Annotated in this window: 25 protein-coding genes; 8 read left to right on the top strand and 17 right to left on the bottom strand. The window is 71.2% G+C overall.

The genetic code is table 11. The features are described 5' to 3' along the window. Nucleotides 1-145: 145 nt before the first annotated feature. The 3 genes from AB0M95_RS38550 to AB0M95_RS38540 form a co-directional block, all read right to left on the bottom strand. The gene (locus AB0M95_RS38550; protein WP_358523266.1) at nucleotides 146-1,132 is read right to left on the bottom strand and encodes a radical SAM protein; all 987 of its coding nucleotides are present in this window, start codon (nucleotides 1,130-1,132) and stop codon (nucleotides 146-148) included. A gap of 309 nt (nucleotides 1,133-1,441) precedes the next feature. Then, the gene (locus AB0M95_RS38545; RefSeq protein WP_363775966.1) at nucleotides 1,442-2,242 is read right to left on the bottom strand and encodes a TetR family transcriptional regulator; all 801 of its coding nucleotides are present in this window, start codon (nucleotides 2,240-2,242) and stop codon (nucleotides 1,442-1,444) included. A 152-nt stretch (nucleotides 2,243-2,394) separates the two neighbouring features. Beyond that, a complete protein-coding gene (locus AB0M95_RS38540; RefSeq protein ID WP_363775964.1) occupies nucleotides 2,395-2,718 on the bottom strand; it encodes a multidrug efflux SMR transporter in 324 nt (107 codons plus the stop codon). 327 nt (nucleotides 2,719-3,045) lie between these two features. On the opposite strand from AB0M95_RS38540, the gene AB0M95_RS38535 reads away from it, so the two are divergent. Beyond that, complete coding sequence (locus AB0M95_RS38535) at nucleotides 3,046-3,366, top strand: DUF952 domain-containing protein (protein WP_363775961.1); 321 nt, start codon at nucleotides 3,046-3,048, stop codon at nucleotides 3,364-3,366. Between the two features lie 155 nt (nucleotides 3,367-3,521). On the opposite strand, the gene AB0M95_RS38530 is transcribed toward AB0M95_RS38535, so the two are convergent. From AB0M95_RS38530 to AB0M95_RS38515, 4 genes are all read right to left on the bottom strand, one after another. Then, nucleotides 3,522-4,322, bottom strand: coding sequence for an ABC transporter permease (locus AB0M95_RS38530; protein ID WP_363775958.1), 801 nt, complete (start codon nucleotides 4,320-4,322; stop codon nucleotides 3,522-3,524). A gap of 3 nt (nucleotides 4,323-4,325) precedes the next feature. After that, the gene (locus AB0M95_RS38525; protein WP_363775955.1) at nucleotides 4,326-5,108 is read right to left on the bottom strand and encodes an ABC transporter permease; all 783 of its coding nucleotides are present in this window, start codon (nucleotides 5,106-5,108) and stop codon (nucleotides 4,326-4,328) included. After that, nucleotides 5,108-6,037 carry an ATP-binding cassette domain-containing protein gene (locus tag AB0M95_RS38520; RefSeq protein ID WP_358523282.1) on the bottom strand — a complete coding sequence of 310 codons (930 nt, stop codon included), beginning with the start codon at nucleotides 6,035-6,037 and terminating at the stop codon, nucleotides 5,108-5,110. Before AB0M95_RS38520 ends, AB0M95_RS38525 begins: the two co-directional genes overlap by 1 nt. 160 nt (nucleotides 6,038-6,197) lie before the next feature. Next, nucleotides 6,198-6,611, bottom strand: coding sequence for an organic hydroperoxide resistance protein (locus AB0M95_RS38515; protein WP_363775952.1), 414 nt, complete (start codon nucleotides 6,609-6,611; stop codon nucleotides 6,198-6,200). Between the two features lie 157 nt (nucleotides 6,612-6,768). On the opposite strand from AB0M95_RS38515, the gene AB0M95_RS38510 reads away from it, so the two are divergent. After that, entirely contained in the window at nucleotides 6,769-7,392 is a 624-nt protein-coding gene (locus AB0M95_RS38510; protein ID WP_363775949.1) for a MarR family transcriptional regulator, read from the top strand. Nucleotides 7,393-7,420: 28 nt separating this feature from the next. Next, on the top strand, nucleotides 7,421-9,787 hold the full coding sequence (locus AB0M95_RS38505) for a phosphoketolase family protein (protein ID WP_363775946.1): 2,367 nt from the start codon (nucleotides 7,421-7,423) through the stop codon (nucleotides 9,785-9,787). Between the two features lie 33 nt (nucleotides 9,788-9,820). Here AB0M95_RS38505 and AB0M95_RS38500 read toward each other — a convergent pair whose 3' ends face one another. From AB0M95_RS38500 to AB0M95_RS38485, 4 genes are all read right to left on the bottom strand, one after another. Then, complete coding sequence (locus AB0M95_RS38500) at nucleotides 9,821-10,207, bottom strand: VOC family protein (protein WP_358523292.1); 387 nt, start codon at nucleotides 10,205-10,207, stop codon at nucleotides 9,821-9,823. Nucleotides 10,208-10,391: 184 nt separating this feature from the next. Continuing rightward, a complete protein-coding gene (locus AB0M95_RS38495; protein WP_363775943.1) occupies nucleotides 10,392-10,607 on the bottom strand; it encodes a ferritin-like domain-containing protein in 216 nt (71 codons plus the stop codon). Nucleotides 10,608-11,036: 429 nt separating this feature from the next. After that, a complete protein-coding gene (locus tag AB0M95_RS38490) occupies nucleotides 11,037-12,194 on the bottom strand; it encodes a cation:proton antiporter (RefSeq protein ID WP_363775940.1) in 1,158 nt (385 codons plus the stop codon). A gap of 6 nt (nucleotides 12,195-12,200) precedes the next feature. Beyond that, nucleotides 12,201-12,683, bottom strand: a complete 483-nt coding sequence (locus AB0M95_RS38485; RefSeq protein ID WP_363775937.1) for a cation:proton antiporter regulatory subunit — start codon at nucleotides 12,681-12,683, stop codon at nucleotides 12,201-12,203. Nucleotides 12,684-12,839: 156 nt separating this feature from the next. Here AB0M95_RS38485 and AB0M95_RS38480 point away from each other — a divergent pair, with 156 nt between their 5' ends. Beyond that, nucleotides 12,840-13,466 (top strand): hypothetical protein, encoded by a 627-nt coding sequence (locus AB0M95_RS38480; protein WP_363775935.1) that lies wholly within the window; start codon nucleotides 12,840-12,842, stop codon nucleotides 13,464-13,466. A 212-nt stretch (nucleotides 13,467-13,678) separates the two neighbouring features. On the opposite strand, the gene AB0M95_RS38475 is transcribed toward AB0M95_RS38480, so the two are convergent. Continuing rightward, nucleotides 13,679-14,308, bottom strand: a complete 630-nt coding sequence (locus AB0M95_RS38475; protein ID WP_363775932.1) for a gluconokinase — start codon at nucleotides 14,306-14,308, stop codon at nucleotides 13,679-13,681. Between the two features lie 32 nt (nucleotides 14,309-14,340). Here AB0M95_RS38475 and AB0M95_RS38470 point away from each other — a divergent pair, with 32 nt between their 5' ends. Further along, nucleotides 14,341-14,625, top strand: a complete 285-nt coding sequence (locus tag AB0M95_RS38470; RefSeq protein WP_363775929.1) for a hypothetical protein — start codon at nucleotides 14,341-14,343, stop codon at nucleotides 14,623-14,625. Nucleotides 14,626-14,691: 66 nt separating this feature from the next. Here the strand turns inward: AB0M95_RS38470 and AB0M95_RS38465 are convergent, their stop codons facing one another. From AB0M95_RS38465 to AB0M95_RS38455, 3 genes are all read right to left on the bottom strand, one after another. Beyond that, nucleotides 14,692-15,249 (bottom strand): GNAT family N-acetyltransferase, encoded by a 558-nt coding sequence (locus AB0M95_RS38465; protein WP_363775927.1) that lies wholly within the window; start codon nucleotides 15,247-15,249, stop codon nucleotides 14,692-14,694. A gap of 134 nt (nucleotides 15,250-15,383) precedes the next feature. Further along, nucleotides 15,384-16,433, bottom strand: a complete 1,050-nt coding sequence (locus tag AB0M95_RS38460) for a hypothetical protein (RefSeq protein ID WP_363775924.1) — start codon at nucleotides 16,431-16,433, stop codon at nucleotides 15,384-15,386. Further along, entirely contained in the window at nucleotides 16,396-16,977 is a 582-nt protein-coding gene (locus tag AB0M95_RS38455) for a hypothetical protein (protein WP_363775921.1), read from the bottom strand. The genes AB0M95_RS38460 and AB0M95_RS38455 overlap by 38 nt, the downstream gene beginning before the upstream one ends. A 373-nt stretch (nucleotides 16,978-17,350) precedes the next feature. Here AB0M95_RS38455 and AB0M95_RS38450 point away from each other — a divergent pair, with 373 nt between their 5' ends. Next, a complete protein-coding gene (locus AB0M95_RS38450; protein WP_363775918.1) occupies nucleotides 17,351-17,932 on the top strand; it encodes a hypothetical protein in 582 nt (193 codons plus the stop codon). A 330-nt stretch (nucleotides 17,933-18,262) separates the two neighbouring features. Here AB0M95_RS38450 and AB0M95_RS38445 read toward each other — a convergent pair whose 3' ends face one another. Beyond that, nucleotides 18,263-19,285, bottom strand: a complete 1,023-nt coding sequence (locus AB0M95_RS38445) for an alpha/beta hydrolase (RefSeq protein ID WP_363775915.1) — start codon at nucleotides 19,283-19,285, stop codon at nucleotides 18,263-18,265. A 33-nt stretch (nucleotides 19,286-19,318) separates the two neighbouring features. Beyond that, nucleotides 19,319-19,624: an antibiotic biosynthesis monooxygenase gene (locus AB0M95_RS38440; protein ID WP_358523315.1), complete on the bottom strand. Its 306-nt coding sequence runs from the start codon at nucleotides 19,622-19,624 to the stop codon at nucleotides 19,319-19,321. A 156-nt stretch (nucleotides 19,625-19,780) separates the two neighbouring features. Here AB0M95_RS38440 and AB0M95_RS38435 point away from each other — a divergent pair, with 156 nt between their 5' ends. Then, entirely contained in the window at nucleotides 19,781-20,686 is a 906-nt protein-coding gene (locus tag AB0M95_RS38435) for an AraC family transcriptional regulator (protein ID WP_363775912.1), read from the top strand. A gap of 1,826 nt (nucleotides 20,687-22,512) precedes the next feature. Continuing rightward, nucleotides 22,513-23,634: cellulose binding domain-containing protein (locus AB0M95_RS38430; protein WP_363775910.1), on the top strand; the 1,122-nt coding region annotated here is incomplete at its 3' end.

The following is a 23,634-nucleotide window of genomic DNA, read 5'->3' as shown; positions in this document are numbered from 1 at the left end:
AACATTCGCAACGCCGCAGGAACTGTGGTGTCAGGACGTGGAGACCTCGGGGCTGCCCGGTCTGCGAAGCGTCAACCCCCGCGCGCCGCTTGACCACGACGCGACGGGAGAATCTCCGGCTTTCAGCTTCAGGCCGGGGAGGAGTTCAAAGCAGGGCGAGCTGGTGGTCGGCGGAGCGGCGGGCCTGCCAGGGGGCGCGCCGGGCGCCGATGCCGTACAGGCGGGCCAGCTCATCCACCCGGGCGACGACGCGCCGCCGGTAGTCCTCGCCGGCGAGCGGCCCCTCGGCGTACAGCTCCTCGTAGCGCGGCAGCAGCCGGGGGTGCTCCTCGGCCAGCCAGCGCAGGTACCACTCCCGGGCCCCGGGCGGCAGCTGCAGCACCATCGGCGTGATGCTCACCGCGCCGGCCTCGGCCACGCGGCGCACCACCGCCCGCAGCTGGTCCTCGGAGTCGGTCAGGCAGGGCAGGACGGGGCCCATCAGCACCCCGCACGGCACCCCGCGCTCGCCCAGCTCCGCGCACAGCTCCAGGCGTTTCTGCGCGCTGGGCGCGCCGGGCTCGACGGCGCGGCGCAGCCGGTCGTCCACGAAGCCGATCGACACCCGCGCCTCGACCTCGGCCACCTCCGCGGCCTCGGCCAGCAGATCGGCGTCCCGCAGCACCAGCGCGCTCTTGGTCATCACGCGGAAAGGGTTCCCGGCGTCGCGCAAGGCCGCGATGATGCCCGGCATCAGCCGGTAGACCTGCTCGGCCTCCTGGTAACAGTCGCCGCTGAAGCCGACGCCCACCGGCTCGCCCTTCCAGCGCGGCGCGGCCAGCTCGGCCCGCAGCCGCCTGGCCGCGTCGGTCTTCACCACGATCGCCGAGCCGAAGTCGCGCTCGCCGTCCAGGCCGAGCTGGCGGTGACCGCCGCGGGCCGCGCAGTACAGGCACGCGTGCGCGCAGCCGCGGTAGGGGCTGACCGCCCAGGACACCCCGAGGCCCACGGCCTCGGGGACCCGGTCGATGATCGTGCGCGACGGCACCTCGTAGAAGGTCGTGGCACCCGAGGCCCGGCGGACCGCCCGCCGCTCGATGCGCGGCCGGGTCGCGGGGGTGCTCTCGACAAGGGGAAGGGCGTCGAAACGCATGACTGATAGTGGAACACGCATTCGATACCCGTGGCAAGCGAACTGGCCAGGCCCGCACCGGGCACACGGGTACGGCCTCGGCCGGACTCCCCGCGCCGCCCACCGGCCTGCGTGAAGGCCTCGCCGCGCGGCCGCCCGGAGATCCCTCGTCCGCTGCGCCCGCTCGCCCCCCGCCCCCCGCCCTGCGGCCCCCCGTGGATGCCCGCCCCGGACGCCGGTGGCCGCAGCGACGTTCGTCCTGCTCACCCATGTCTTGCCGGGCGTCTGAGCGGCATCGCCGGGGACCGGCGTGCCGGTGACGCGATGGCCTCAGCCGCTGTGCCCGGGCGGGGACAGCGTGCGCAGGGCCCGGACGAGGATCTCGTGGGCCTCCCGGGCGGCTTCGGGGCGGCCCTCCACCGCGTACTCCATCCACAGACCGGCCATCAGCATGCCGATCATGCGGGCGGGCACGCGCCCGGAGGGGCACCCGGCGCGGTCCAGGACCTGGGTCACCATCGCGTCGCACCCGTCGGTCCAGTCCCTCGCGATCGCCTGCAACGCCGGGTCGCGGCCCGCCTGCAGGTACAGCTCCCACAGGCCGAGCTGGCGCAGCCGGTCGCCCTCGCCGTCCCCCCGCGCCCGTGTTTCCGTGCTCGCGCCGGTCGTTTTCGTGCCTGTTTCCTCGTGAAGCGGTGCGCCGGCCCTCGAGGCGGGCTGCGTGCCCGATTCCGGGGCGGAGCCCGCGGCGGCCGCCGGGCCAGGCCCGGGGCCCATCGCCATGGCCAGGGCCGCCGCCAGCGTCTCGGGGTCGCGCGGGCGCCCCGCCGTCCCCGCCTCCAGGCGCAGGCGCATCTCCTCCAGCTCGCGGGCCACCAGCAGGGCGAAGGCCTCGGACACGAGCTGGTCGCGCGAGGTGAAGTAGTAGGTGGTCGCGGCGAGCGGCAGCCCCGCACGGCCGGCCACCGCCCGATGGGTGACCGCGGTGAACCCGCCCTCTTCCAGCAGGCCCACCGCCGCCGCCAGCAGTGCCGCGCGCCGGCGCCGTCCCCGCTCCTGGGCCGGGCGCGCCGCCGCCCCCGAAGGCTCCGGGCCGTCGTCAGGCTCGGATGCGCGCTTTTCGCCGGTCATCGGCGCCCTCCATGGATCGCGTACTGAACCGTCACGCCCACGGCCCGCACCTTGGACGCTCACCAGGATCACCCGGGGGGCGGCCGGTGGCCCGAAGGACCGGGCCGGGACGCCTCGCCGGTTCGTGCGCGGGCGGGTCGCGGACGGGCCGGTCAATGGGCGCCGGCCAGGTTGAGCACGACGACCCCCGCGATGATCAGGACGATACCCCCGATCTTGGCGAGGTTCATGGCTTCACCGAGGAACAGCGCCCCGATCACGGCGATGGCGGCGGTCCCGACACCCGACCACACCGCGTAGGCGACGCCGATCTCCATCTGCAGCTTCAGGGCGCGGGCGAGCAGGGCGAACGAGGCGACGTAGCCGATGACGACCACCACGGTCCAGCCTTTGTGGGCGAAGCCGTCGCTCAGCTTGAGTGCCGTGGTCGCCAGCACCTCCGAAGCGATCGCGGCGGCGAGCAGCAACCACGCCATGAAAAACCGGCCTCCTTGATCCCGACCGGCCTCGAATACCGGTACATGCGTACCAGTTTAGCGGAATGGGACAACTGTGACCGATAACCCGGTTTGCGGCTGATTTAGGCGCTGGGGAGTTCGGGGATCCGGCACGAGCCGCGTCCCGGCGCGGCACGGGGGCCGTCGGATCCGGTCAGGTGACGGGGCGGGCAGGCGAGTGCCCCGGCCGGGCCCCGCGGCCGGGCCGGGAGGTGACACCGGGCGGGACGCGGCGTCCGTCCGGGAGCGGGTCACGGGTGGGACCGGGGTGTTTGCGGGGGTGTGGGGTGATCTACGCTGTCGACGGTGACGATTCTTCATCTGGCGCTGGCCGACGACTGGACGGCCGCGGTCGGCGCGGGCGAGTACCGCGTGTCCACACTGGGACGCACCCTGGCCCAGGAGGGGTTCATCCACGCCTGCGCCGACCTCGAGCAGTTGCGCGGGGTGGCCGGACGGTACTACGGCGGGGTGAGCGAGCCGCTGGTGGTGCTGGCCATCGACGAGGAGCGGGTGGGATGCCCGGTGGTGCGGGAGGTCCCCGACGGGGCCGAGGAGGCGTTCCCCCACATCTACGGCCCACTGCCGGTGAGCGCCGTCGTCGAGGTCACGCCGTTCTCCCGCTGACCCCGGATCTCCCCTGACCCCCGACTTCTGACCCCCGACTTCTGACCGGTGACCTCTGACGTCCCTGCCGGGGCCCGCCGGTTCGCCGCCGGTCGCCGCCCACCGCGGTTCCAGGTGGTGGCCGGCGACCGGCCCGGCCCGCCGGCGGGGCGGTCTCACTCGCACAGGGTGCGCTGCAGGCGGCGGGAGGCGAACAGCAGGCCGGCGACGATCATGGCCAGCAGATAGGCGGTGTGGGCGAGCAGCCCCCAGCCGGCCTGGCCGATGGCGATGCCCCGGACCAGCTCGACCGCGTGGTAGAGCGGGGTGGCCTGGACGAGCACCTGCATCGCCGGCGGGTAGTCGGTGACGGGGGAGAACGTGCCGGAGAACAGGAACAGGGCGAACTGGCCGGTGGCCATCAGGTCGAAGTCCTGCCAGCCGCGCAGGATCGTGCTGATCGCCATGCCGAGCGCCCCGAAGGCCAGCCCCACCAGCATGGTGGCCGGGAACGCGGCCAGCGCCCACAGCGGCGGGGTCAGGCCGAGGGAGACCATGACGACCAGGAAAAGCCCGGTGTACAGGGAGCCGCGGACCATGGCCCAGCCGAGTTCCCCGACGGCGATCTCGAAGGGCCGCACCGGGGTGGCCAGGACCGCTTCGAACGTCTTCTGGTACTTCATCTTGAAGAAGAAGTTGTAGGTCGTCTCCGACAGCGCGCCCGACATCGCCGAGACGGCCAGCATGGCGGGGGCGACGAAGGTGGCGTAGGGCAGCGAGCGGCCGCCGACCTGCAGGTCGCCGACCAGCGCGCCGACACCGACGCCGATGGACAGCAGGTACAGCACCGGCTCGAAGAACCCCGACAGCAGGACCAGCCAGTAGGCCGGGCCCGAGCGCAGCGCCCCGACGTTGCGGCCGAACACCGCGCCGACCCGAGCCGGGGATACCCGGGCGACGATCATCGTGGTCACCATGTGTCAGTCCTGAAGTCGTCTGCCGAAGGCGTGGAAGGCCCACAGGATGCCGGCGGCCGCGAAGACCAGCAGGTAGGCCAGATGCGCCGCCACCGGCCACGGGGGAGCGGCGCCCAGGGTGGCGGCGCGGTCCAGCTCGACGCCGTGCCACAGCGGGGACAGGTACGCCAGCGGCCGCACCACGGCGGGCAGCTGGCCGACGGGGAAGAACACCCCGGAGAACAGCGTGGCGGGGATCATCACGAGCCGGAACAGCAGCGCGAAGTAGCTGTCGTGGTCGATGCCGGCGGCGAAGGCCATGGTGGGGGCGGCGGTGGCCAGCGCCACCAGCGCGCACACCAGCGGGGTGACCAGCGCCCACGGCGAGTGCAGCGTCCCGAACAGGGCCGAGACGCCGAGGAACACCACCGCGGCGATCTCGACGCGGATCAGGATGTACAGCAGGTAGCCGCAGACCATGTCGCCGACCTCGACGGGGGTGGCGCGCATGGCGTGAAAGCCGCGCGTCCATTTGAAGTCGCCGAGGATGGGATAGGTGCACTCGCCGACGGCCATCTGGAAGGCGGTGGAGGCCATCACGCCCGGGACGATCCAGGCGAGGTAGCTCACCCCGCCGATGTCGCCGACGTGACCGCCGACCCCCAGGCCGATGCTGAGCAGGAACAGCACCGGCAGCACGAAGGAGGAGAACACCGAGGCGCGCCACAACCGCCGGTACAGGGTGAGGCCGCGCTCGAGGACCGCCAGCGTGGAACGCGCGCTGACCCGCGTCGCCAGGATCGCCATCAGTCGACCAGGGTGCGGCCGGTGAGGTGCAGGAACACGTCCTCCAGGGAGGAGCGGCGCACCAGCACACTGGAGGGGGTGAGGCCACGCCGGTGGACCTCGGCGGTGGCGGCGTCGCCGTCGGCGGCGTACACCAGCAGCCGGTCGGGCAGCGGGTCGATGCGGGTGCCCACGCCGGTGAGCTTGCCGGCCAGGTCGGCGGGGCGTTCGTCGCCGAAGCGCAGCTCGACGACCTCGGGGGTGGAGTAGGTCTCGATGAGCGCGCGCGGCGAGCCCTCGGCGACGATGCGCCCGCCGTCCATGACCACCAGCCGGTCGCAGAGCTGCTCGGCCTCGTCCATGTAGTGGGTGGTGAGCACGAGGGTGGTGCCGCGCTTCTTGAGCTGGAACAGCCGTTCCCACAGCAGGTGGCGGGCCTGCGGGTCCAGGCCGGTGGTGGGCTCGTCCAGCAGCACCAGGTCGGGGTCGTTGACCATGGCGCGGGCGATGGTCAGGCGGCGTTTCATGCCGCCCGACAAGGGATCGACCTTGCTGCCGGCCCGGTCGGCGAGCTGGACGAACTCCAGCAGCTCGTCGGCGCGGCGGCGGGCCTCGGCCCGGGGCACGCCGAAGTAACGGGCGTAGGTGACCAGGTTCTCGCGCACGTTGAGGTCGACGTCGAGGTTGTCCAGCTGCGGGCAGACCCCGAGCCGGGCGCGGATGCGGGTGCCGTCGCGGACGGGGTCCATGCCGAGGATGCGCAGCTCGCCGGCCGTGGGCATGGACACGCAGCCGATCATGCGCATGGTGGACGACTTCCCGGCGCCGTTGGGGCCGAGGAAGCCGAACGCCTCGCCGGGGGCCACCCGCAGGTCGATGCCGTCCACGGCGGTGAAGTCACCGAAGCGTTTGACCAGGCCATGCGCGTAGATCAGAGGTTGGTCGGACACGGAGCAGAACCCTAGCCAACCCCTCCGACATTTTCCCACCGGGTTTTCGCGGTCGCCGTGCCCGCTGGGGGATCTCAGGGGGCGGCGAGAGGGCCGCCCGGGGGGCACGGCAACCGCCGCAGGGCTTGTTTCGACGACGCTCGTCCCGGCGCCTGTTCGGCTACTCGACGACGAGTTCGACCGGGATGTTGCCGCGCGTGGCGTTGGAGTAGGGGCACACCTGGTGGGTGGCCTCGACCAGTTTGCGCCCGGTCTCGCCCTGCAGCTCGTCGGGCAGTTCGACGCGCAGGGCGACGGCCAGGCCGAAGCCGCCGTCCTCTCCGGAGACCAGCGAGACCTCGGCGGTGACCGAGGCGTGGGAGACGTCGAGCTTCTCGCGGCGGGCGACCAGGCTGAGGGCGCTGGCGAAGCAGGCGGCGTATCCGGCGGCGAACAGCTGCTCGGGGTTGGTGCCCTCCCCGGTGCCGCCCAGGGACGTCGGCGGGGCGAGGGTGAGGTCCAGGCGGCCGTCGGAGGAGACCGCGCGGCCCTCGCGGCCCGAGGCGGTGGCGATCGCGGTGTACAGCGTGCTCATGGTGCTGCCCTTTCTGCCAGATATGCCGGTTATGCCGGAAGGTGCACGGGCGGGTGAGACGTCCGGCGCGGCACCGTACCGAGCCGGCGGGCGTCCCGCGCCCGTAGCTAGATTGTGCACAATTCAATTGCGCGAGGTCAAGTTGTACAATCGTCCCATGCAGGACCCGACGCGATCCGACCCGCTGCGCCTGGACGACCAGGTCTGCTTCGCCCTCCACGCCGCCTGCCGCGCCCTGGACGACGTCTACCGCCGCGAGCTGCGCGAACTCGGCCTCACCTACCCCCAGTACCTGGTGATGCTCGCCCTGTGGGACCGGCCGCCGGACACCCCGGACGGGGCGCGGGGGCCGGGCGAGGGGCTGAGCGTCAAGCAGCTCGGCGCGGCGCTGCGCCTGGACTCCGGCACACTGTCGCCCCTGCTCAAGCGACTGGAGGCCGCCGGGCTGATCCGCCGCGCGCGCGACCCGCGTGACGAGCGGTCGGTGCGCGTACTGCCGACCGCCGAGGGGACGGCGCTGCGCGGGCGCGCCGCGGGCGTGCCGGGGCGGATCGCGGCCGCCACGGGGCTGCCGGGGCCGGAGCTGATCTCCCTGCGCCAGGCCCTGCGCCGCCTGACCGCCACCCTGGACTCCCCGGAGGATCAGCCCGGCGCCCCGCCTGGTGCCTCGTCCGGCGATGCGGCGGCCGCCCGTCCCACCGCACGCCCCCGCGGCTCGATGACCTGGCAGGGCGCGGGAACGGGAGGCCCGGCGAGATCGGGACCAAGGTCTCTGGCATAACCGCCCCCCACGGGGAACCCTCATAGGCATGAGTGAGCTGGAGCGCATCGACGCCTACTGGCGCGCCGCCAACTACCTGTCGGTCGGCCAGATCTACCTGCTGGACAACCCGTTGCTGCGCGAACCGCTGCGGCCCGAGCACATCAAGCCGCGGCTGCTCGGGCACTGGGGGACCACTCCGGGGCTGAACTTCTGTTTCGCCCATCTGGACCGCATCATCCGGGAACGCGACCAGGACATGATCTACATCTGCGGCCCCGGCCACGGCGGCCCGGCCACGGTCGCCAACGCCTGGCTGGAGGGCACCTACTCGGAGGTCTACCCCTCGGTGTCCCAGGACCAGGACGGGATGCGCCGGCTGTTCCGCCAGTTCTCCTTCCCGGGCGGCATTCCCAGCCACGCCGCCCCCGAGACGCCCGGGTCGATCAACGAGGGCGGCGAGCTCGGCTACTCCCTGGCCCACGCCTACGGCGCCGCGTTCGACAACCCCGGCCTGGTCGTGGCGTGCGTCGTGGGCGACGGCGAGGCCGAGACGGGCCCGCTCGCCACCAGCTGGCACTCCAACAAGTTCCTCAACCCGCGGCGGGACGGGGCGGTGCTGCCCATCCTGCACCTCAACGGCTACAAGATCGCCAACCCGACGGTGCTGGCCCGCATCCCCGAGCCGCAACTGATCTCCCTCATGGAAGGGTACGGCTACCGTCCCCACGTGGTCTCCGGCGAGGACCCCGGCCACACCCACCGGCTGATGATGGCGGCGCTGGACGTGGTGTTCGACCAGATCGACGAGGTCAGATCCGGCGCCGAGGACCGCTGGCCCATGATCATCCTGCGTACCCCCAAGGGGTGGACCGGGCCCAGGGAGGTCGACGGGCTGCCGGTGGAGGGCACCTGGCGCTCCCACCAGGTGCCGCTCAGCGCTGTGCGCGACAACCCCGCGCACCTGGCGCAGCTGGAGGAGTGGATGCGCTCCTACCGGCCCGGCGAGCTGTTCGACGACCAGGGCGGCCCGGTGCCCGAGGTGCGCGCGTGCGCGCCGCGGGGCACGCGCCGGATGAGCGCAAACCCGCACGCCAACGGCGGCGAGCTGCTCAAGCCGCTGGCGATGCCCGACTTCCGCGACTACGCCGCCGAGGTCAAGGCCCCGGCCGCATCCACCAGCGAACCCACCCGCCTGCTGGGCGCGTTCCTGCGCGACATCACCGCCGCCAACCCCCGCGACTTCCGCCTGATGGGGCCCGACGAGGTGGCCTCCAACCGGCTGTCGGCGGTGTTCGAGGTCACCGGCCGCGCCTGGCAGGCCGAGCGGCTGCCCACCGACGAGGGGCTGTCGCCGGACGGCCGGGTGATGGAGGTGCTGAGCGAGCACCTGTGCCAGGGCTGGCTGGAGGGCTACCTGCTGACCGGCCGTCACGGCCTGTTCACCTCCTACGAGGCGTTCATCCACATCGTGGATGCGATGTTCAACCAGCACGCCAAGTGGCTGGAGTCCTCCCGGAAGATCCACTGGCGGCGGCCGGTGGCGTCGCTGAACTACCTGCTGTCCTCGCACGTGTGGCGCCAGGACCACAACGGGTTCAGCCACCAGGACCCGGGCTTTCTGGACGTGGTGGTCAACAAGAAGGCCACGGTGGTGCGGGTGTACCTGCCGCCGGACGCCAACTGCCTGCTGTCGGTGGCCGACCACTGCCTGCGCTCACGCGACTACGTCAACGTGGTGATCGCGGGCAAGCAGCCGGTGCTGGACCTGATGCCGATGCCCGAGGCCGTCGTCCACTGCGCCCGGGGGGTGGGCATCCTGCCGTGGGCCTCCACCGACGAGGGCGCCGAGCCGGACGTGGTGCTGGCCTGCGCCGGGGACGTACCCACCCTGGAGGTGCTGGCCGCCGCCGACCTGCTGCGCCGCCACCTGCCCGAGCTGAAGGTCCGCGTGGTCAACGTCGTCGACCTGATGCGCCTGCAACCGCCGTCGGAGCACCCGCACGGCATGCCCGACGCCGAGTACGACGCGCTGTTCACCACCCGCAAGCCGGTGATCTTCAACTTCCACGGCTACCCGTGGCTGATCCACCGCCTCACCTACCGGCGCACCGGCCACGACAACCTGCACGTGCGCGGCTACAAGGAGGAGGGGACGACCACCACCCCGTTCGACATGGCCATGCTCAACGACATCGACCGCTACCACCTGGTGATGGACGTGATCGACCGCGTCCCGGGTCTTGGGGAGCGGTGCGCGCACCTGCGCCAGCGGATGGCCGACGACCGGCTGCGCGCCCGCGCCTACACCCGCGAGCACGGGGAGGACCCGCCGCACATCCGCGACTGGACCTGGCCGCACGCCGAGCCCATCGCCGAGCCGCCCGTCAGCCCGGCGCCCGGCCGGGAGGGGTAGGGCGAGCGGGGCCGGGCAGGGCCGAGTACGGGGTCAGCCGCCGCTGCCGTAGGGGCGGGTGATGACCTCCAGGGCGTGGCCGTCGGGGTCGTCGAAGTACACCCCGCGGCCACCGTCGTTGTGGTTGATCCGCCCGGGGCCCTGGTGCAGCGGCCCGGCCCAGTAGTCCAGGCCGGCCTCGCGCAGCCGGGCGAAGACGGCGTCGAACTCCTGCTCGCTCACCAGGAACGCGTAGTGCTGGGGGGTGATCGAGCCGGCGGGGGAGTCGGCGAAGTCCAGTGTCACGCCGTTGGAGGTCTCCACCGGCAGGAACGGGCCGAAGGGGTCGCCCACCTGCAGGCCGAGGATGCCGGCCAGGAACGCGGCCGACGCCCGCTTGTCGGTGGCGTGGACGATGGTGTGGTTGAGCTGGACGGACACGACCGGATGCCTCCCTTGCGGACGATCCTCGCGGACGTCCCTTGCGGACAACGGACCGGTGACGCGCGGTACCGGGCGCCGGGGGCGTGCCGGCGCCGCGCGACCGTCCGGGCCCGCGACGCCCCCTGCCGTTTCGACTGCCATTTCGACTATAGGCCGCCTGCGGGCCGCTCATAGGCCGCTCTCATAGGCCGCGCGGCCCGGCGTCGCCGGGGCGGCGCCCGGCTTCGGCGGGCAGGCGGGTCAGCAGGTTGGCCAGGTCGTCGGCGTGGTCCTCCTCGTCGGCCAGCAGCACCTCGAACAGCCGCCGCGTGGTGGGGTCGCCGTCGCCCGGCCACTGGGCGATCTCGGTGTAGGAGGCGATGGCCACCCGCTCGGCGACCAGATCCTCCTTGATCACCTCGACCAGGTCCAGGCCGACGCCGTACTGGGTATGGACCCGGGTGCTGAGCCGGGCGGGGTCGAAGGCGGATCCCCGCCGAGCTGGGAAGTGCGCTCGGCGTGGACGCCCGTCGTGGTGGTGTAGTAGTGGCGCTTTTGACGTGCTCCCCGGCCTTGAAGGCCCGGGGATTCAGCCTGTGCCACGGGGCGGCACTTCTGCGGCTTCCTGCTTCATCGACCTGAGCCACCGCAGTGGTCTTACCGGGTCTCCACAGGCTTTCGAACCTCGCGGCTCCGTTCCCGCCCAGTCCGGCGGTACCTGACGCGATCAACCTACCGGACGCCGATTCGCCGCAGCGGCGAATCGGCTGTTCTGGCTGCGCTACGTGGGAGGGTCCGCTTCACCCCGGGCCCTGAAGGCCGCGACACCGCGGATGAGTCCGGTGGGTCAGGCGCGGCGGGCCACCAGCGCGATCAACGGCTCCACCAGCCGCGCCGCCAGCGGCCCGAACGCCGCCAGGATCAGCACGTACCCCGCCGCCAGCGGCCCGAGATCCGGGTGCGCCCCCGCAGCCACGGCCAGCCCCGCGATGACGATGTTGAACTCCCCGCGCGGGATCAGCGCGATGCCCGCCCGCGCCTGCCCGGCCCGCGCCACCCCCGCCCGCCGCGCGGCGTACATGCCGGTGGCCAGCTTGGTCGCCATGCTCACCACCGCCAAAAGCCCCGCCGCCCCGGCCATCGGCCAGATCGCCGCCGGGTCGGTCTGCAGGCCGAAGAACACGAAGAACACCGCCGCGAACAGATCCCGCAGCGGGATCAGCAGCGCCCGCGCCTCGTGCGCCAGCTCCCCCGACAGGGCGATCCCGACGAGAAAGGCCCCGACCGCGGCCGAGACCTGAAGCTGCTGGGCGACCCCCGCGACGGCCAGCGCCAGGCCCACCACCTTCAGCAGCAGCACCTCGGAGTTGGGGGAGGCCACGAACGCCTCGATGAACCGCCCGAACCGCAGCGCCACCACCAGCACGACCCCGACCGTGGCCAGCGCGATCGCCACCGTCACCGCGCCCATGGCAAGGCTCACCCCCGCCAGGATCGCCGTCAGTACCGGCAGGTACAGCGCCATCGTCAGGTCCTCGAACACCAGCAGCGACAGCACCACCGGCGTCTCCCGGTTGCCGATCCACCCCAGATCCGACAGCACCTTGGCGGTGATGCCCGAGGAGGTCGCGTACGTCACCCCGGCCATCGCCACCGCCGCCACCGGCCCCCACCCGAGCAGCAGCGCCGCCACCGCCCCCGGGGTCGCGTTCAGCACCAGGTCCACCAGCCCGCCGCGGGCGTTGCCCCGCAGGCTGGTCATCAGTTCGTCGGCGTTGTACTCGAGACCGAGGGTGAGCAGCAGCAGCACCACGCCGAGTTCGGCGCCGACCGCGATGAAATCCTCACTGGTGGCCAGCGGCAGGATGCCTCCCTGCCCGAACGCCAGCCCCGCCAGCAGGTACAGGGGGATGGGGGAGATGCCGACGCGCAGCGCGAGCGCGCCGAGCACGCCGAGAGCCAGAACGATTCCGCCGAGTTCGATGAAGATTATCGCCGTGTGCACGCGGGCTTATCCATGGGTCAGAATGTCGGCGACCGCGGTCGTGCTCTCGGGGCTGCCCACCACGACCACCACGTCCCCCGCATCCAGCCCGAAGTCGGGGGCGGGGCTGGCGTGCACCTGCCCGCCGCGCACCACCGCCACGATCGAGGCGCCGGTACGGGTGCGGGCGCGGGTTTCGCCCATCGGCCGCCCGGCGTAGGGCGAGCCGTCGGCGATGGGAAGCTGGACGCTGACCAGGCCCTCCACCTCGCGGTGCAGGGCGTTGAGCCGCTGGACGATGCGCGGGGCGCCCAGCAGTTCCACCAGCGCGTCGGCTTCCTCGTCGTTGAGCTGGACCGCCTCGCACGCCCGGTCGGGATCATGCTTGTCGTAGATCACCACGTCCCGGCGGCCGCTGCGGTGCGACACCACCGCGATCCGGCGCCCCGACTGGGTGGTGAACTCGTGTTTGAGCCCGATGCCCGGCAGCGCGGTCTGTTCGATGTCCACCGAGCCCTCGCCCCATCCTCGACGACCACGTCCGATCCGCCCATACAAGACGGAAATATGTCCATTTTTGGGGCGGTGTTTCCCTGAGGCTAGCACGACCGCCCCGCCCCCGCCCCCGCGCACCTCCTCGCCTCGCCCGGCGAGTGGGGGCCGTGGATGAACGGGGGTGCCTGGCTCTGCGTCGGCGGGCTCGCCGTCGACGTATTGCTTCGGGACGCGGGGTTCGTCGAACAGACGGCGTGTGAGGCACGTGAGGGGCGTTTCTCCAGCAACTACCTCCCGGGGTACCCGCACGGGTGGCAGAGCTTCATGCTGGTGAGTGAGATCGCTCACAACGTGCCGCTCGCCGGCGACGAGGAGCGGCTGGGGAAGCTTCGCGCCCTGGCCGAGCCGTACCCCGAGCCGCTCAGGGCGGCGATCCTGGACCGATTCCTCTACGAGGCCCACTTCAGTGCTCTGCTGCTCGGCAAGCTGGCCGGTCGGAACGACCTTGCCCAGGAGATCGGGCTTGCCCACCGAGGCGTGCTGTGTCTCGTGCACGCGCTCTTCGCGCTCAACCGTGTCTACCTTGTCAACGAGAAGGGAAGCCTCGAGGTCGCCGCAGGATTCCCCGACCTCCCAGACGGTGGTGCGGAACGGATCACTGCAGTGCTCACGGCAGCGACCCCGGAACGCAGAGCCGAACTGCTGGCAGATCTCGCGCGGGAGACCGAAGCGCTCGTGAGAGAGCGGATGCCGTCCTGGTCGCCGAGCTGGAACCTCTCGTCGTTCCCCACGGCCTGACCGGATCACCCAGTGTCCGCTGGAGGGCGTGGGGGGCCGGACGGCCCGCTGGAACCGCTCCCCTCACAGCACGGCGACTCAGCGTTACCGCTGGCGTCGAGTCAGCGACGCAAAGTCGTAGGCCACCCTTCTTGTTCGCTCGCTCGATTCTGCCGGGTGCGGCTGGTCATGCCGTCGGCGCCGTCGGAGACATCGGCGGCGTGACCGGCACCCTATCGGGCGCGCCGGTCACCGGGCGCGGGCAGGGACGGTGCCGGACCGCCGCAGGCGGCGGAGGACGCGGCCAGGTAGTCCTCCACCAGCTCCGGCACCCCGCGCCCGAGGTCGAGGACGATCCCGCGCTCGCCGGGGCCGAGCGGCTCCAGGGCCGCGAACTGCGAGGACACCAGCGAGGCCGGCATGAAATGCCCCGTACGCCCTGCCACCCGCCGCCGGACCTCCTCGACGTCGCCGTCCAGGTGGACGAAGACCACCCGCGGTGCCGCCGCGCGCAGCACGTCCCGGTAGGACCGCTTGAGCGCCGAGCAGCTCGCCACCCCGCCCGCACCGTCGTGCGCGGCCAGCCAGCCGCCGATGGCGCGCAGCCACGGCAGCCGGTCGGCGTCGGTCAGCGCGATCCCCTTGGACATCTTGGCGATGTTCGCGGGGGTGTGGAAGTCGTCGGCGTCGGCGAACGCGACCCTGAGCCGCCGGCTCAGCGCCTGGCCCACCGTCGTCTTGCCCGACCCGGACACCCCCATGACCACCAGCAGCGGCGCCGAGGTTCCCGCGCCGGCACCCGGGGGAGCGGGGGCACCCGAAGGCACGGCACCGGCGGGCACAAGGGAATCGACGGAGGTCATCGGGGCTCCAATCCGGACGATGCGACCACAGCGTGTCACGAACAATCATCTCCATCCGCACCGACCGCGGCTCCACCAGCGCACCCCACCCCGAACACCGCTCCTCCACCTCCCGCCACGCCTCCGCCGGCACGACCCTCCGGACGCACCACCACCTCACCCGTCACCTTCGCCCCCGCGATCCGGTCCACCCGAAACGCCCGCCGCCCCGGATCGGCGACTACCAGCACGAACTCGGCATCATCGACTCCGGCGGCAACCCCCGGCGTGATGCACGACCAGCACTACCTGGACGGCCTCGCCGCACCGACCCCTGACGTCCTCACCCGACCGCCCCCGGCCGGTGAACACCAAGGACGCGAGGAGGGGCGCCGGTGAAACGCTCAGCGCGGCGCGCGCCGGACGTGCACATGCCCCTCACGCGGAAACGGGGGCCTGGCCGGAACGACCTCCTCCAGGACGTACCCGCACTTCTGCGCCACACGGCACGACGCCACGTTGTCCACCAGATGCAACAGACGCAGACACTCCAGCCCCCCAGCCGCGAACCTCCCGAACACCCACCCCGTCAACGCCTCCACGGCCCGCCCCGCGACCCCCCGGCCCCGCGCGGCGCGCGCCGTCCAGTACCCCACCTCCGCCGACGACGCCCCCGCGACCAGGCCCTTCACCGCCACATTGGCCACCAGACGCCGCACCCCGCCGCCCGCGTCCGGCTCGGTCACCGCGAAACTCAACCGGCCGCCGTCCCGCCAGCCCCGCCACTGCTTCTCCAGCCACCGCCGGGCGCCGGCCTCGTCCTCCACATGGAACCTGGTCCAGCGGCGCATCACCGGATCCCGGTAAGCCTCCACCAGCTCCGCGACGTCCCCCGCCGCCCACGCCCGCAACAACAGCGGCCCGCCGTCCCCCTGCGCGGGAACGTGCAGGACCAACGTCATGTCACTCACATCACCGGACGACGACACCCACGTCACCCACCGATTAAACAACACCGCACGTCCCAGCCGGCTCCCCGAGCCGCCCGCACGAAACCGCCCGCCGATCACAGCAAGCGGAGGACCCTGGAGGGCTGTCAAGGCGCCGCCGGGCGACGGCGGCGGGCGACGAAGGCGAGCGCACCCCCAGCAGCAAGCGCCACCAGCCCGGTCAGGGCGAGCACTGTCGTCATCGAGGAGTCGAGCGCGGCGGGGCGTCCTTGGCCGCGCTTGGCCGGGAAGGTGAAGCCGCCCGACACGGTGTGCGTGGTGCGTCCGCTTTGCACGGTGAGCTGGAATTTCCATGGCCCGTCGGGAAGCTGGTCACCCAGCGGGACGGTTATCGTGCCCGCCTGGCCGGGGGCCAGGGTCGTGCCGGGAGCGACCCGGTAGGGGCCCGCCCGTACTCCGCCGGGGCCGTCGGACAGCGTGAGCGTTCCGACCAGGTCGATGGCCCGCTCGCCCGTGTTACGCACGACGGCTGCGACCGACGGCCGGCCGTCGTCCAGCCGCTGGGGCACCACCTCGCCGATCCGGAACCGCGACGGCGGTTCACCTTCGGGGCCGACGTCGAGATAGGTGCGGACCCCCACCCGGTTGACCAGTGCGATGTTGCGCTTCGCGGTCGGCTTGCCGGTGGAGACCTGGGCCCAGATGACGGCGTACCGCTCGCCCTTGATCGTCGGCTCCGGGACGCTGACGGTCGCCGTCACCTCGCCGCTGCCGTGCGGCGGCACATCGACGGCGGGACGGCTGAGCGTGATCCACGAGGTCAGCTCGTTTGGGGTGCGGCCGGGTGCGAAGGTGAATCTGCCGTGCTTGATGTCAGCCGCAGCCGCATACAGCTGCACATGCTGCCGCTGCGGGGAGCTGTTGGTGACCTGCAGGCGCCGGCTGAAGGTCGTCCCCGGGTTGACGTGGTCGACGATGAAGGCACGCGCGCGCGGGTCGTCCATCCGGCTTTCCGGCGCCTCAAGCAACCGGATCCCGATGGCGCCCCTGGCATCTGGGCGCCGTGGATCGGCGGCCGCGCCCGCGGCTACGCCGAGCACCCCGGACACGGGGAGGGCGAGCAGCGTGGCCAGCAGGCACGGCCGCAGGAGGGGGTGGTCAGGCGACAGAGTGATCCACCGTCCCGGTGTAGACACCGGCGACCGCACCGGCGGGGACGTTCACCACGATGGTCGGGTTCCAGGTGGCGGAGTTGACGCCGGACCCGGACGTCTTACTGAAGGCGGTGCGTGAGGTGTCGAGTGACTGCGCGGCGGCGGCGTTGGCCTGGCCGGGCACGAAGGTGCCGCTGCCGGTGGTGGCGGTGGCGGCACCCGACCAGTACAGGACATCGCTGTTGGGGATGGTCTCCGGCGCGGTGCCGCCGCCTGTGGTGAAACCGCCGGTGGCCGCGATGACCGATGCGGTCCAGGTGGCGGTGAGCGCGGCGCGCTCATCCGATACCGCGATCGAGCCGAGCTGGCCGCTGATCTGCCCTCCCGGGGCCCCGCTGCCGATGCTGACCGGCCCGTTGGGCACGCTGATCGTCAGCCCGTCGGGTGCGGTGACGGTGAAGTTCACCGTGGTGGGACATGTGGTCGACGCGGGACAGGTACCTGCCCGCGCCGGCAGCGCGGCCATCAAGACCGCCACCAGGCTCGCGACTCCCGAACAGGCTATGCCGAGACGGCGTGCGGACATGGCCGCTCCTCTTTTCATCCGATCCGGGCCCAGGCCCGGGTCTGCGTATGCGGCCTCATCCTCGCTGGCGTGATCGCCGGGGAGACGGGTTCAGGCGGATGTCTGCCGACTCTTCATCACCACTTGTGCACTCTTGGTGGTCATCCAGTGCCGGGAGACCCCCCGTTCACGCCGGCGACCGGCTGAGCCGCCCGATCCGTTTCGCAGCCGCAGCAGGGCTTTCAACCCGACTATTTGATAGGCGATTACCTCCCCCGGAGAGCACAGGGGAACCAGGCCGGACGCCGATGATCTAGGCTGCCGATCGGTCCTCCCACCACCGGCGAACCGGTGCCCGACGCGCCTCGCCATGAGACATCTGTGAGGAATCACAATGCGCAAAGCCCGTACCGGCCTGGTCGCCGCGCGAACCCCTCTGGCGCTGCCGTGCCTGGCCGGCTTGCTGCTCGCCGGGGCCGCTCCGGCCGCCTCCGCCTCAGCCCCGGGCGCGCCGGCCCCCTGGACCGTCACGGTCGCCCTGCGCGCCGATCCGCTGGAGATCACCGTGCCCGGCTCGGTGAACCTCGGCAGCGGCACCGCCGGTGGCTCGATCAGCGCGTCCATGGGCACCGTGACCGTGACCGACACCCGCGGGGGAAACCCGCCCTGGACAGCGACCGTCACGGCCACGAACTTCACCACCGGCGCAGGATCACCATCACAGACGATCAGCAACAGCGACGTCGCGTACTGGTCCGGCCCGGCCACCGCCTCCTCCGGCACCGGCACCGGCACCCCCGGGCAGCCGACCGCCGCCCAGCGTGTCCCTCTGTCCTCGACGGTGACCGCGTTCAGCGGGCACAAGACGAGGGAGGACCCCTACTCCGTCAGCTGGACGCCCACCCTCGTCGTCACCATCCCAGCCACCGCCGCCCCAGGCGTCTACACCGGGGTCGTCACCCACTCCGTCTCCTGAACGCCGCCCCATGCTCGAACCGCAGGCGAGATGAGCGCATAGCCGTCATCACTCCCTCACCCCGCCACCTCCACCCGGGACGCCGTCTCAAGCACCGCCCACACGATCGACAGGTACGCGCCGCAACGACACACGTTGCCACTCAGGCGCTCACGCACCTCCCCGGCGTCCAATTGACCGCCTGGAACACGCGGCGGCCTGCGGGCGGACTCCACCAAGCTCGTGGCGTTCGACGACGCCGCCCTCCAGACACGGAGTGTGCCGGACCCCGGCATCCGGCACACCCATCCCACGGCCACGCGTCGCGAGAACGGCCGACCGCCCACGCGCTCAACACGGCGAGCGCAGCACCCGCTCCGGCACGACCGCGGACGCGGGCGGCGCCTGTGCACCGGAAGCGGAATCCAGGACACGGGCGAGCCAGTCCTTGCGGGCCCGGCGCGCCGCGACCGAAATCCTCACCTCTGGATACAGCGCGTCGAATCCATGGAAACCCCCCGCCCACACATGCAGCTCCGCCTGCCCGCCGGCCGCCCAGATCCTGGTGGCATAGTCGACGTCCTCATCACGGAAGACCTCGGCCGAACCCGCATCGACATAAGTCGTCGGCAGCCCCGAAAGATCATCGGCCGCCGCCGGTGAGACGTAGACCGGCACATCCCCGCCGGCGAGATCACCCAGCACCGACCGCCATCCGTACTCGTTCATCTCACGAGTCCAGACACCCGGCCCACCGGAGTACTGCCGGCTGGACGTGGTGACGTTGCGATGGTCGAGCATGGGACAGATCAGCATCTGGGCGGCGACCCCCGGAGCGCCGAGGTCACGTGCCATCAGCGTCACCCCAGCGGCCAGGCCACCGCCCGCGCTGGCACCCGCGACCACGATACGGGCCGGGTCGACGCCCAGTTCACCGGCATGCTCGGCGACCCAGGCAAGGCCCTGGTAGCAGTCATCGACGAGAGTCGTACCGGTGACCTCCGGCGCCAGCCGGTAATCCACCGAGACGACAACGGCACCGAAAAGGTCCAGCCACTCCAGCGGGATGTCGATCTGCGAGAAGCGATCACCCATGACCATCCCGCCCCCGTGGATCCAGTAAACGCACGGCGCCGCCGCGGAACGACCCGCCCCGCCGGGACTGAAGATCGACATCGGAAGCCGCGCACCGTCCAGGGCGGGGATCACCAGCTCCCTACGGTCCACCGCGCGGCCGACGAGAAAGGCGTCGACCGGCGCCGACGCAAGCCGGCGCATCTGCTCGACCGCCTCAGGGCTGAGCTCGGACATGAGCGGCATCTCCGCGAGCAGCGCACGCAGCTCGGGATCGAATTCAGGACGTGCCGATGCCATGGTGGTCTCCTTTCGCCGAGGTCGGCCGGGGTCTCAGAAAGCGGCCTTGCCACCGACGGGCACCTCATCGGTGTACCGGGAGTCACCGGCCAGCAGCGGCCGCAGCCTGGCGACCAATGCCTGCGCCTGCTCGGACGCGAAGAACCTGGCGTGAGCCTCCCGGCTGGTCCAGCCCTCGGTGACATGGACGGTGTCCGGGTCACCGGCCGAGCGGCCGACCAGGAAAACGACACAGTCCTCGCTCGACAGAGACGGCGCGTCGAGCAGGAACTCGACCAGTTCGTCACCCTTGCCGGGCTGCGCGGTCATGGTGGCATGGAAACCGTGGCCGACGACCATGGGCTCTCTCCTCATTCGTGGAGCGGATCACACGCTCCTGGGAAACCAACAAACCCATGAAAACATCACTACCAGCGCAAACGTTAGAACGATGCTGCCAGCCTCTTGCCCGATCCTATCGTTGCAGCGGGTATCGGCTGATGCTTCAATCGGTTCATGGACCTCGACGAACTACGTTCCCTACTCGCGCGCCACGCCCGGCCCGACACGACCACCACCATCGACGATGTCCTGATCTCGAAGGTCGAGCGGCGGGCTCCACCATCGCCCTCGATGTCCGGCACAGTGCTGGCAATCATCGCCCAAGGCGGAAAACGGATCGCACTAGGCGACCGCGTCTACGAGTACCACGCCGGGCAATACCTCATCGCCTCGGTCGACCTCCCGATCAACGGCCATTTCACCGAGGCCAGCCCCGAACGGCCGGCCCTGGGCCTCGGCCTGACCCTGCACCCCGCCGCCGTGGCCGAGATACTGCTGCAAGCCGCCCCCGGAGACCTCCCACCCAGCACCGGCGGCGCACCCTCGGGCCTCGCCGTCAGCACCGCCTCCATCGAGCTCCTCGACGCCGTGATCAGGCTGGTACGCCTGCTCGACCGGCCACGCGACATCACCGTGCTCGCGCCCCTGATCAAACGCGAGATCCTCTGGCGGCTCATCACCGGAGAACAAGGCACCGCCGTCCGCCAGCTCGGCCTGGCCGACAGCGGTCTCAGCCACATCGCCCGCGCCGTCCAATGGATCCGCGACCACTACATGCGGTCCTTCCGCGTGGAGGACGTGGCACGGCTGTCCGGTATGAGCGTGTCCGCCTTCTACCGCAACTTCCAGGCGGTCACCGCGATGAGCCCCATCCAGTTCCAGAAACAGATCCGGCTACAGCAAGCCCGGCTCCTGCTCGCCACCGCCCCCAACGACGTCACCGGCATCAGCCGCCGCGTCGGCTACGACAGCCCCTCCCAGTTCAGCCGCGAATACCGCCGCCAATTCGGCGCACCACCCAGCCAAGACGCCGCCCGCCTCCGAGGCTCGACACCCGGCACCGCAGCAACCCTGGCCTGACAGCCGAACCACGCCCGGAAGGCCGGCACGGAGGAGCGATTCGCAGTACACAGAGCACACGGAGAGCACACGGAGAAGCGTCAGGAGGTCGCGCCGAAACACAGGCGCAGGCCAAGCAACCGGGACGTGGCATCTGGCGTGGGGCGAATCGGGGGAGTGGGCAGGAGGCGCGCCCAGCAAGCGACGCATCAGTGGTGTCGCACTTCTTCCTTTCGAGCACCCGCACAGTCAGGGGTCCCCGTTCTTCGCGCTGCCGGTCAGGCGAGGCGGAGTGCGTAGCCCGTTGCGGCGGAGGGTCTGATGCTGGACCAGAGGTTTCGCCGGCTTTCTGGTCGACGCTACGCGGCACGATCTTTGCTGGGCGATTCAGGCGGCGTGTGCTCCCTGCGGGGGAGGGGAGTGTCGGCTGCGTTGGATGGATGTGCCGAGAGGCTGGCCAGGTGACTGAGCGGGGGGCGTACCGGCGGAGTCGGCGTGCGGAGACGCGGTCATGGGCGGGGCTACTTGGTGGGAGATGGGCGGAATTCTGAGGGTATTGGGCAGTCCGTTTGTTGGTGTTATGTGCTTAATGTACTGCTACCTTGCTAACCAGTCAGAATCGAGCTTCTGTCCGGTTAAGTATTATTCGTACTGGTCAGGGCATCGTCAGTACATCCGTCCAGGCGTCTGTTCAGTGGACCTCACCTTCTCGTCCCCGCCGAGAACTCGTCGGCGCGCCGACGACGGGTACGCCGGGACGATCTGACCATGATCGATAGAACAAGATCGGAATATGGAGAGGTGTACACCTCGAGGGAGATCCGTACGGATCTCCAGAACCGCCCGGAAGCCGGGCGCTCGAGGTGGTTGACGGGCGCGCGGCGACCGGGACGGGCCATACGAAGGCTTTCGGCCCGAAGCCGGCGCCTGACTACGAGCGACGCCGTCCGGGCCAGGCCGTTCGCCGCGCTTGTGGCCTTGGCCGGGGTTCGCCTGGGCGTGCGTCCAGTGGTCGCGCGTCGGTATGCAGGTCTCCGTGTGAGGCCGGAACGCCGGTGCGTCGCGGGCCGTGCCGAGGCGTCTTCGGCGGTGGTGTGTGGCGGCGGCTGTCTGATGTGCGGCTCCGGTCGGGGCCTTTCGGAGCGTCTCTCGTCAGGCCGGTTCCGAGTGTTTGATGCATAATCGCACTTATGCATCAAACATGAGCGCCTCCCCTCGCAAGACTTATCGGCCGTCATGAGGCGTCCAGGTGCGCTCTGGCCCGGGCTTGGAGTTCGCACGCCGACAGCGCCCGGCCCCGGAGGTTGCGCTGCTGCGGCGGCTGATGCCGGGCCGGGCGTTATCGGCGAGGTGGTCGGATCGCTTGCGCTGGATCGGGTGCACTCCCTCCGCTACCGCGAGGGCGGCTTTCGTCTTGCCTCCCCACGGGAAGCTCGATCACCATCCAACCGGCCGATCCCCTAGCACGAGCGAGCGACACCGTTCGCTCCGCGCGCCGGCCGGTTGGCCGCCCGCCGCCTCGGGCGACGGCTGCGTCTACTGGTTCACCAGCGGGGGCCGGGGCCTGGACGGCGATGCGCTTTCGTCTCTCCCCTCCCTGGTTCTCCCCCGGTTCGCCCGTCGTCTTTTCGCTCCCCTGCGCTGTGGGGCCGGCGGTGCGAGGGGGGTCTCGCGGCTGTCCGAGCGGGTGGGGCGGGGTGAGGGTGTTCGATCCGGCGGGGTGTGGTTTTAGGCCTTGTGAGGGGTCGGGGGTCGAAGCTACGATCACGACAACTCTTAGGAAACTTTCCTAAAAGAAAGTGTGACCCTGACACGCCACACCCACCCCCCACAGGCCGAGGACCCCCATGCGCCCCAAACGAAATCCCATCGTCCTGCTCCTGACCCTCGTGCTGGCAGCGGCGGCCGTGCTCCTCACGCCAGGGGCCGCGAGCGCGGCCTCCCCCACCGCGACCTTCGTCAAGACCTCCGAGTGGGGGTCGGCGTTCGAGGGCTCGTACACGATCAACAACGGCGGCACCACCTCCATCAACGGCTGGTCGGTCGCCTTCGACCTGCCGTCGGGCGCCTCGATCTCCTCCGCGTGGGACGCCACGATGTCCCGTAACGGCCAGCGGTTCACCTTCACCAACCTGGGCTGGAACGCCACCATCGCGCCGGGCGCCTCGGCCAAGTTCGGGTTCATCGCCAGCCCCGGCTCGGCCGTGCCGGCCAACTGCACGCTCAACGGCGCGTCCTGCGGCGGCACCACCGACCCGTCCGTCCCCGGCAAGCCGGGCACGCCCACCGCGACCACCACCGGCTCCTCCATCGCCCTGTCGTGGGGCGCCTCGACCGGCACGGTGACCGGATACCGGGTGTACGAGGGCACCACCGTCAAGGCGACGGTGACCGGGACCAGCGCGACGATCGCCTCACTGGGCACCTGTGAGAGCCACACCTACACGGTGAAGGCGTACAACGCGCAGGGCGAGTCCCCCGCCAGCGACCCGGTGACCGCCACGACCACCGGATGTACCAACCCCGTGCCGGGCAAGCCGGGCACGCCCACCGCGACCACCACCGGCTCCTCCATCGCCCTGTCCTGGGGCGCCTCCTCCGGCACGGTGACCGGATACCGGGTGTACGAGGGGACGACGGTCAAGGCCACCGTCACCGGGACGGGCGCCACGATCTCCTCCCTCGGCGCGTGTGAGAGCCACACCTACATGGTGAAGGCGTACAACGCGCAGGGCGAGTCCCCCGCCAGCGACCCGGTGACCGCCACCACCACCGGATGCACCGGCGGCGGGCCGCTGCCCAAGCACTTCCTCACCGGGTACTGGCACAACTTCGTCAACCAGGCCGTCGCACTGAAGCTCAGTGCGGTGCCCGACGAGTACGACCTGGTCGCGGTGGCCTTCGCCGAGGTGATCGCCGGGATCGCGTCGAAGAACTCCAGGGCCTCCTCGATCGGCATGTCGAGGACC

Source organism: Sphaerisporangium sp. NPDC051017 (genome assembly GCF_040683095.1).
In the GTDB taxonomy this organism is placed as follows: Bacteria; Actinomycetota; Actinomycetes; order Streptosporangiales; family Streptosporangiaceae; genus Sphaerisporangium.
Note: the sequence above shows the minus strand (reverse complement) of the source record. Positions and strands in the feature narration are given on the sequence as shown.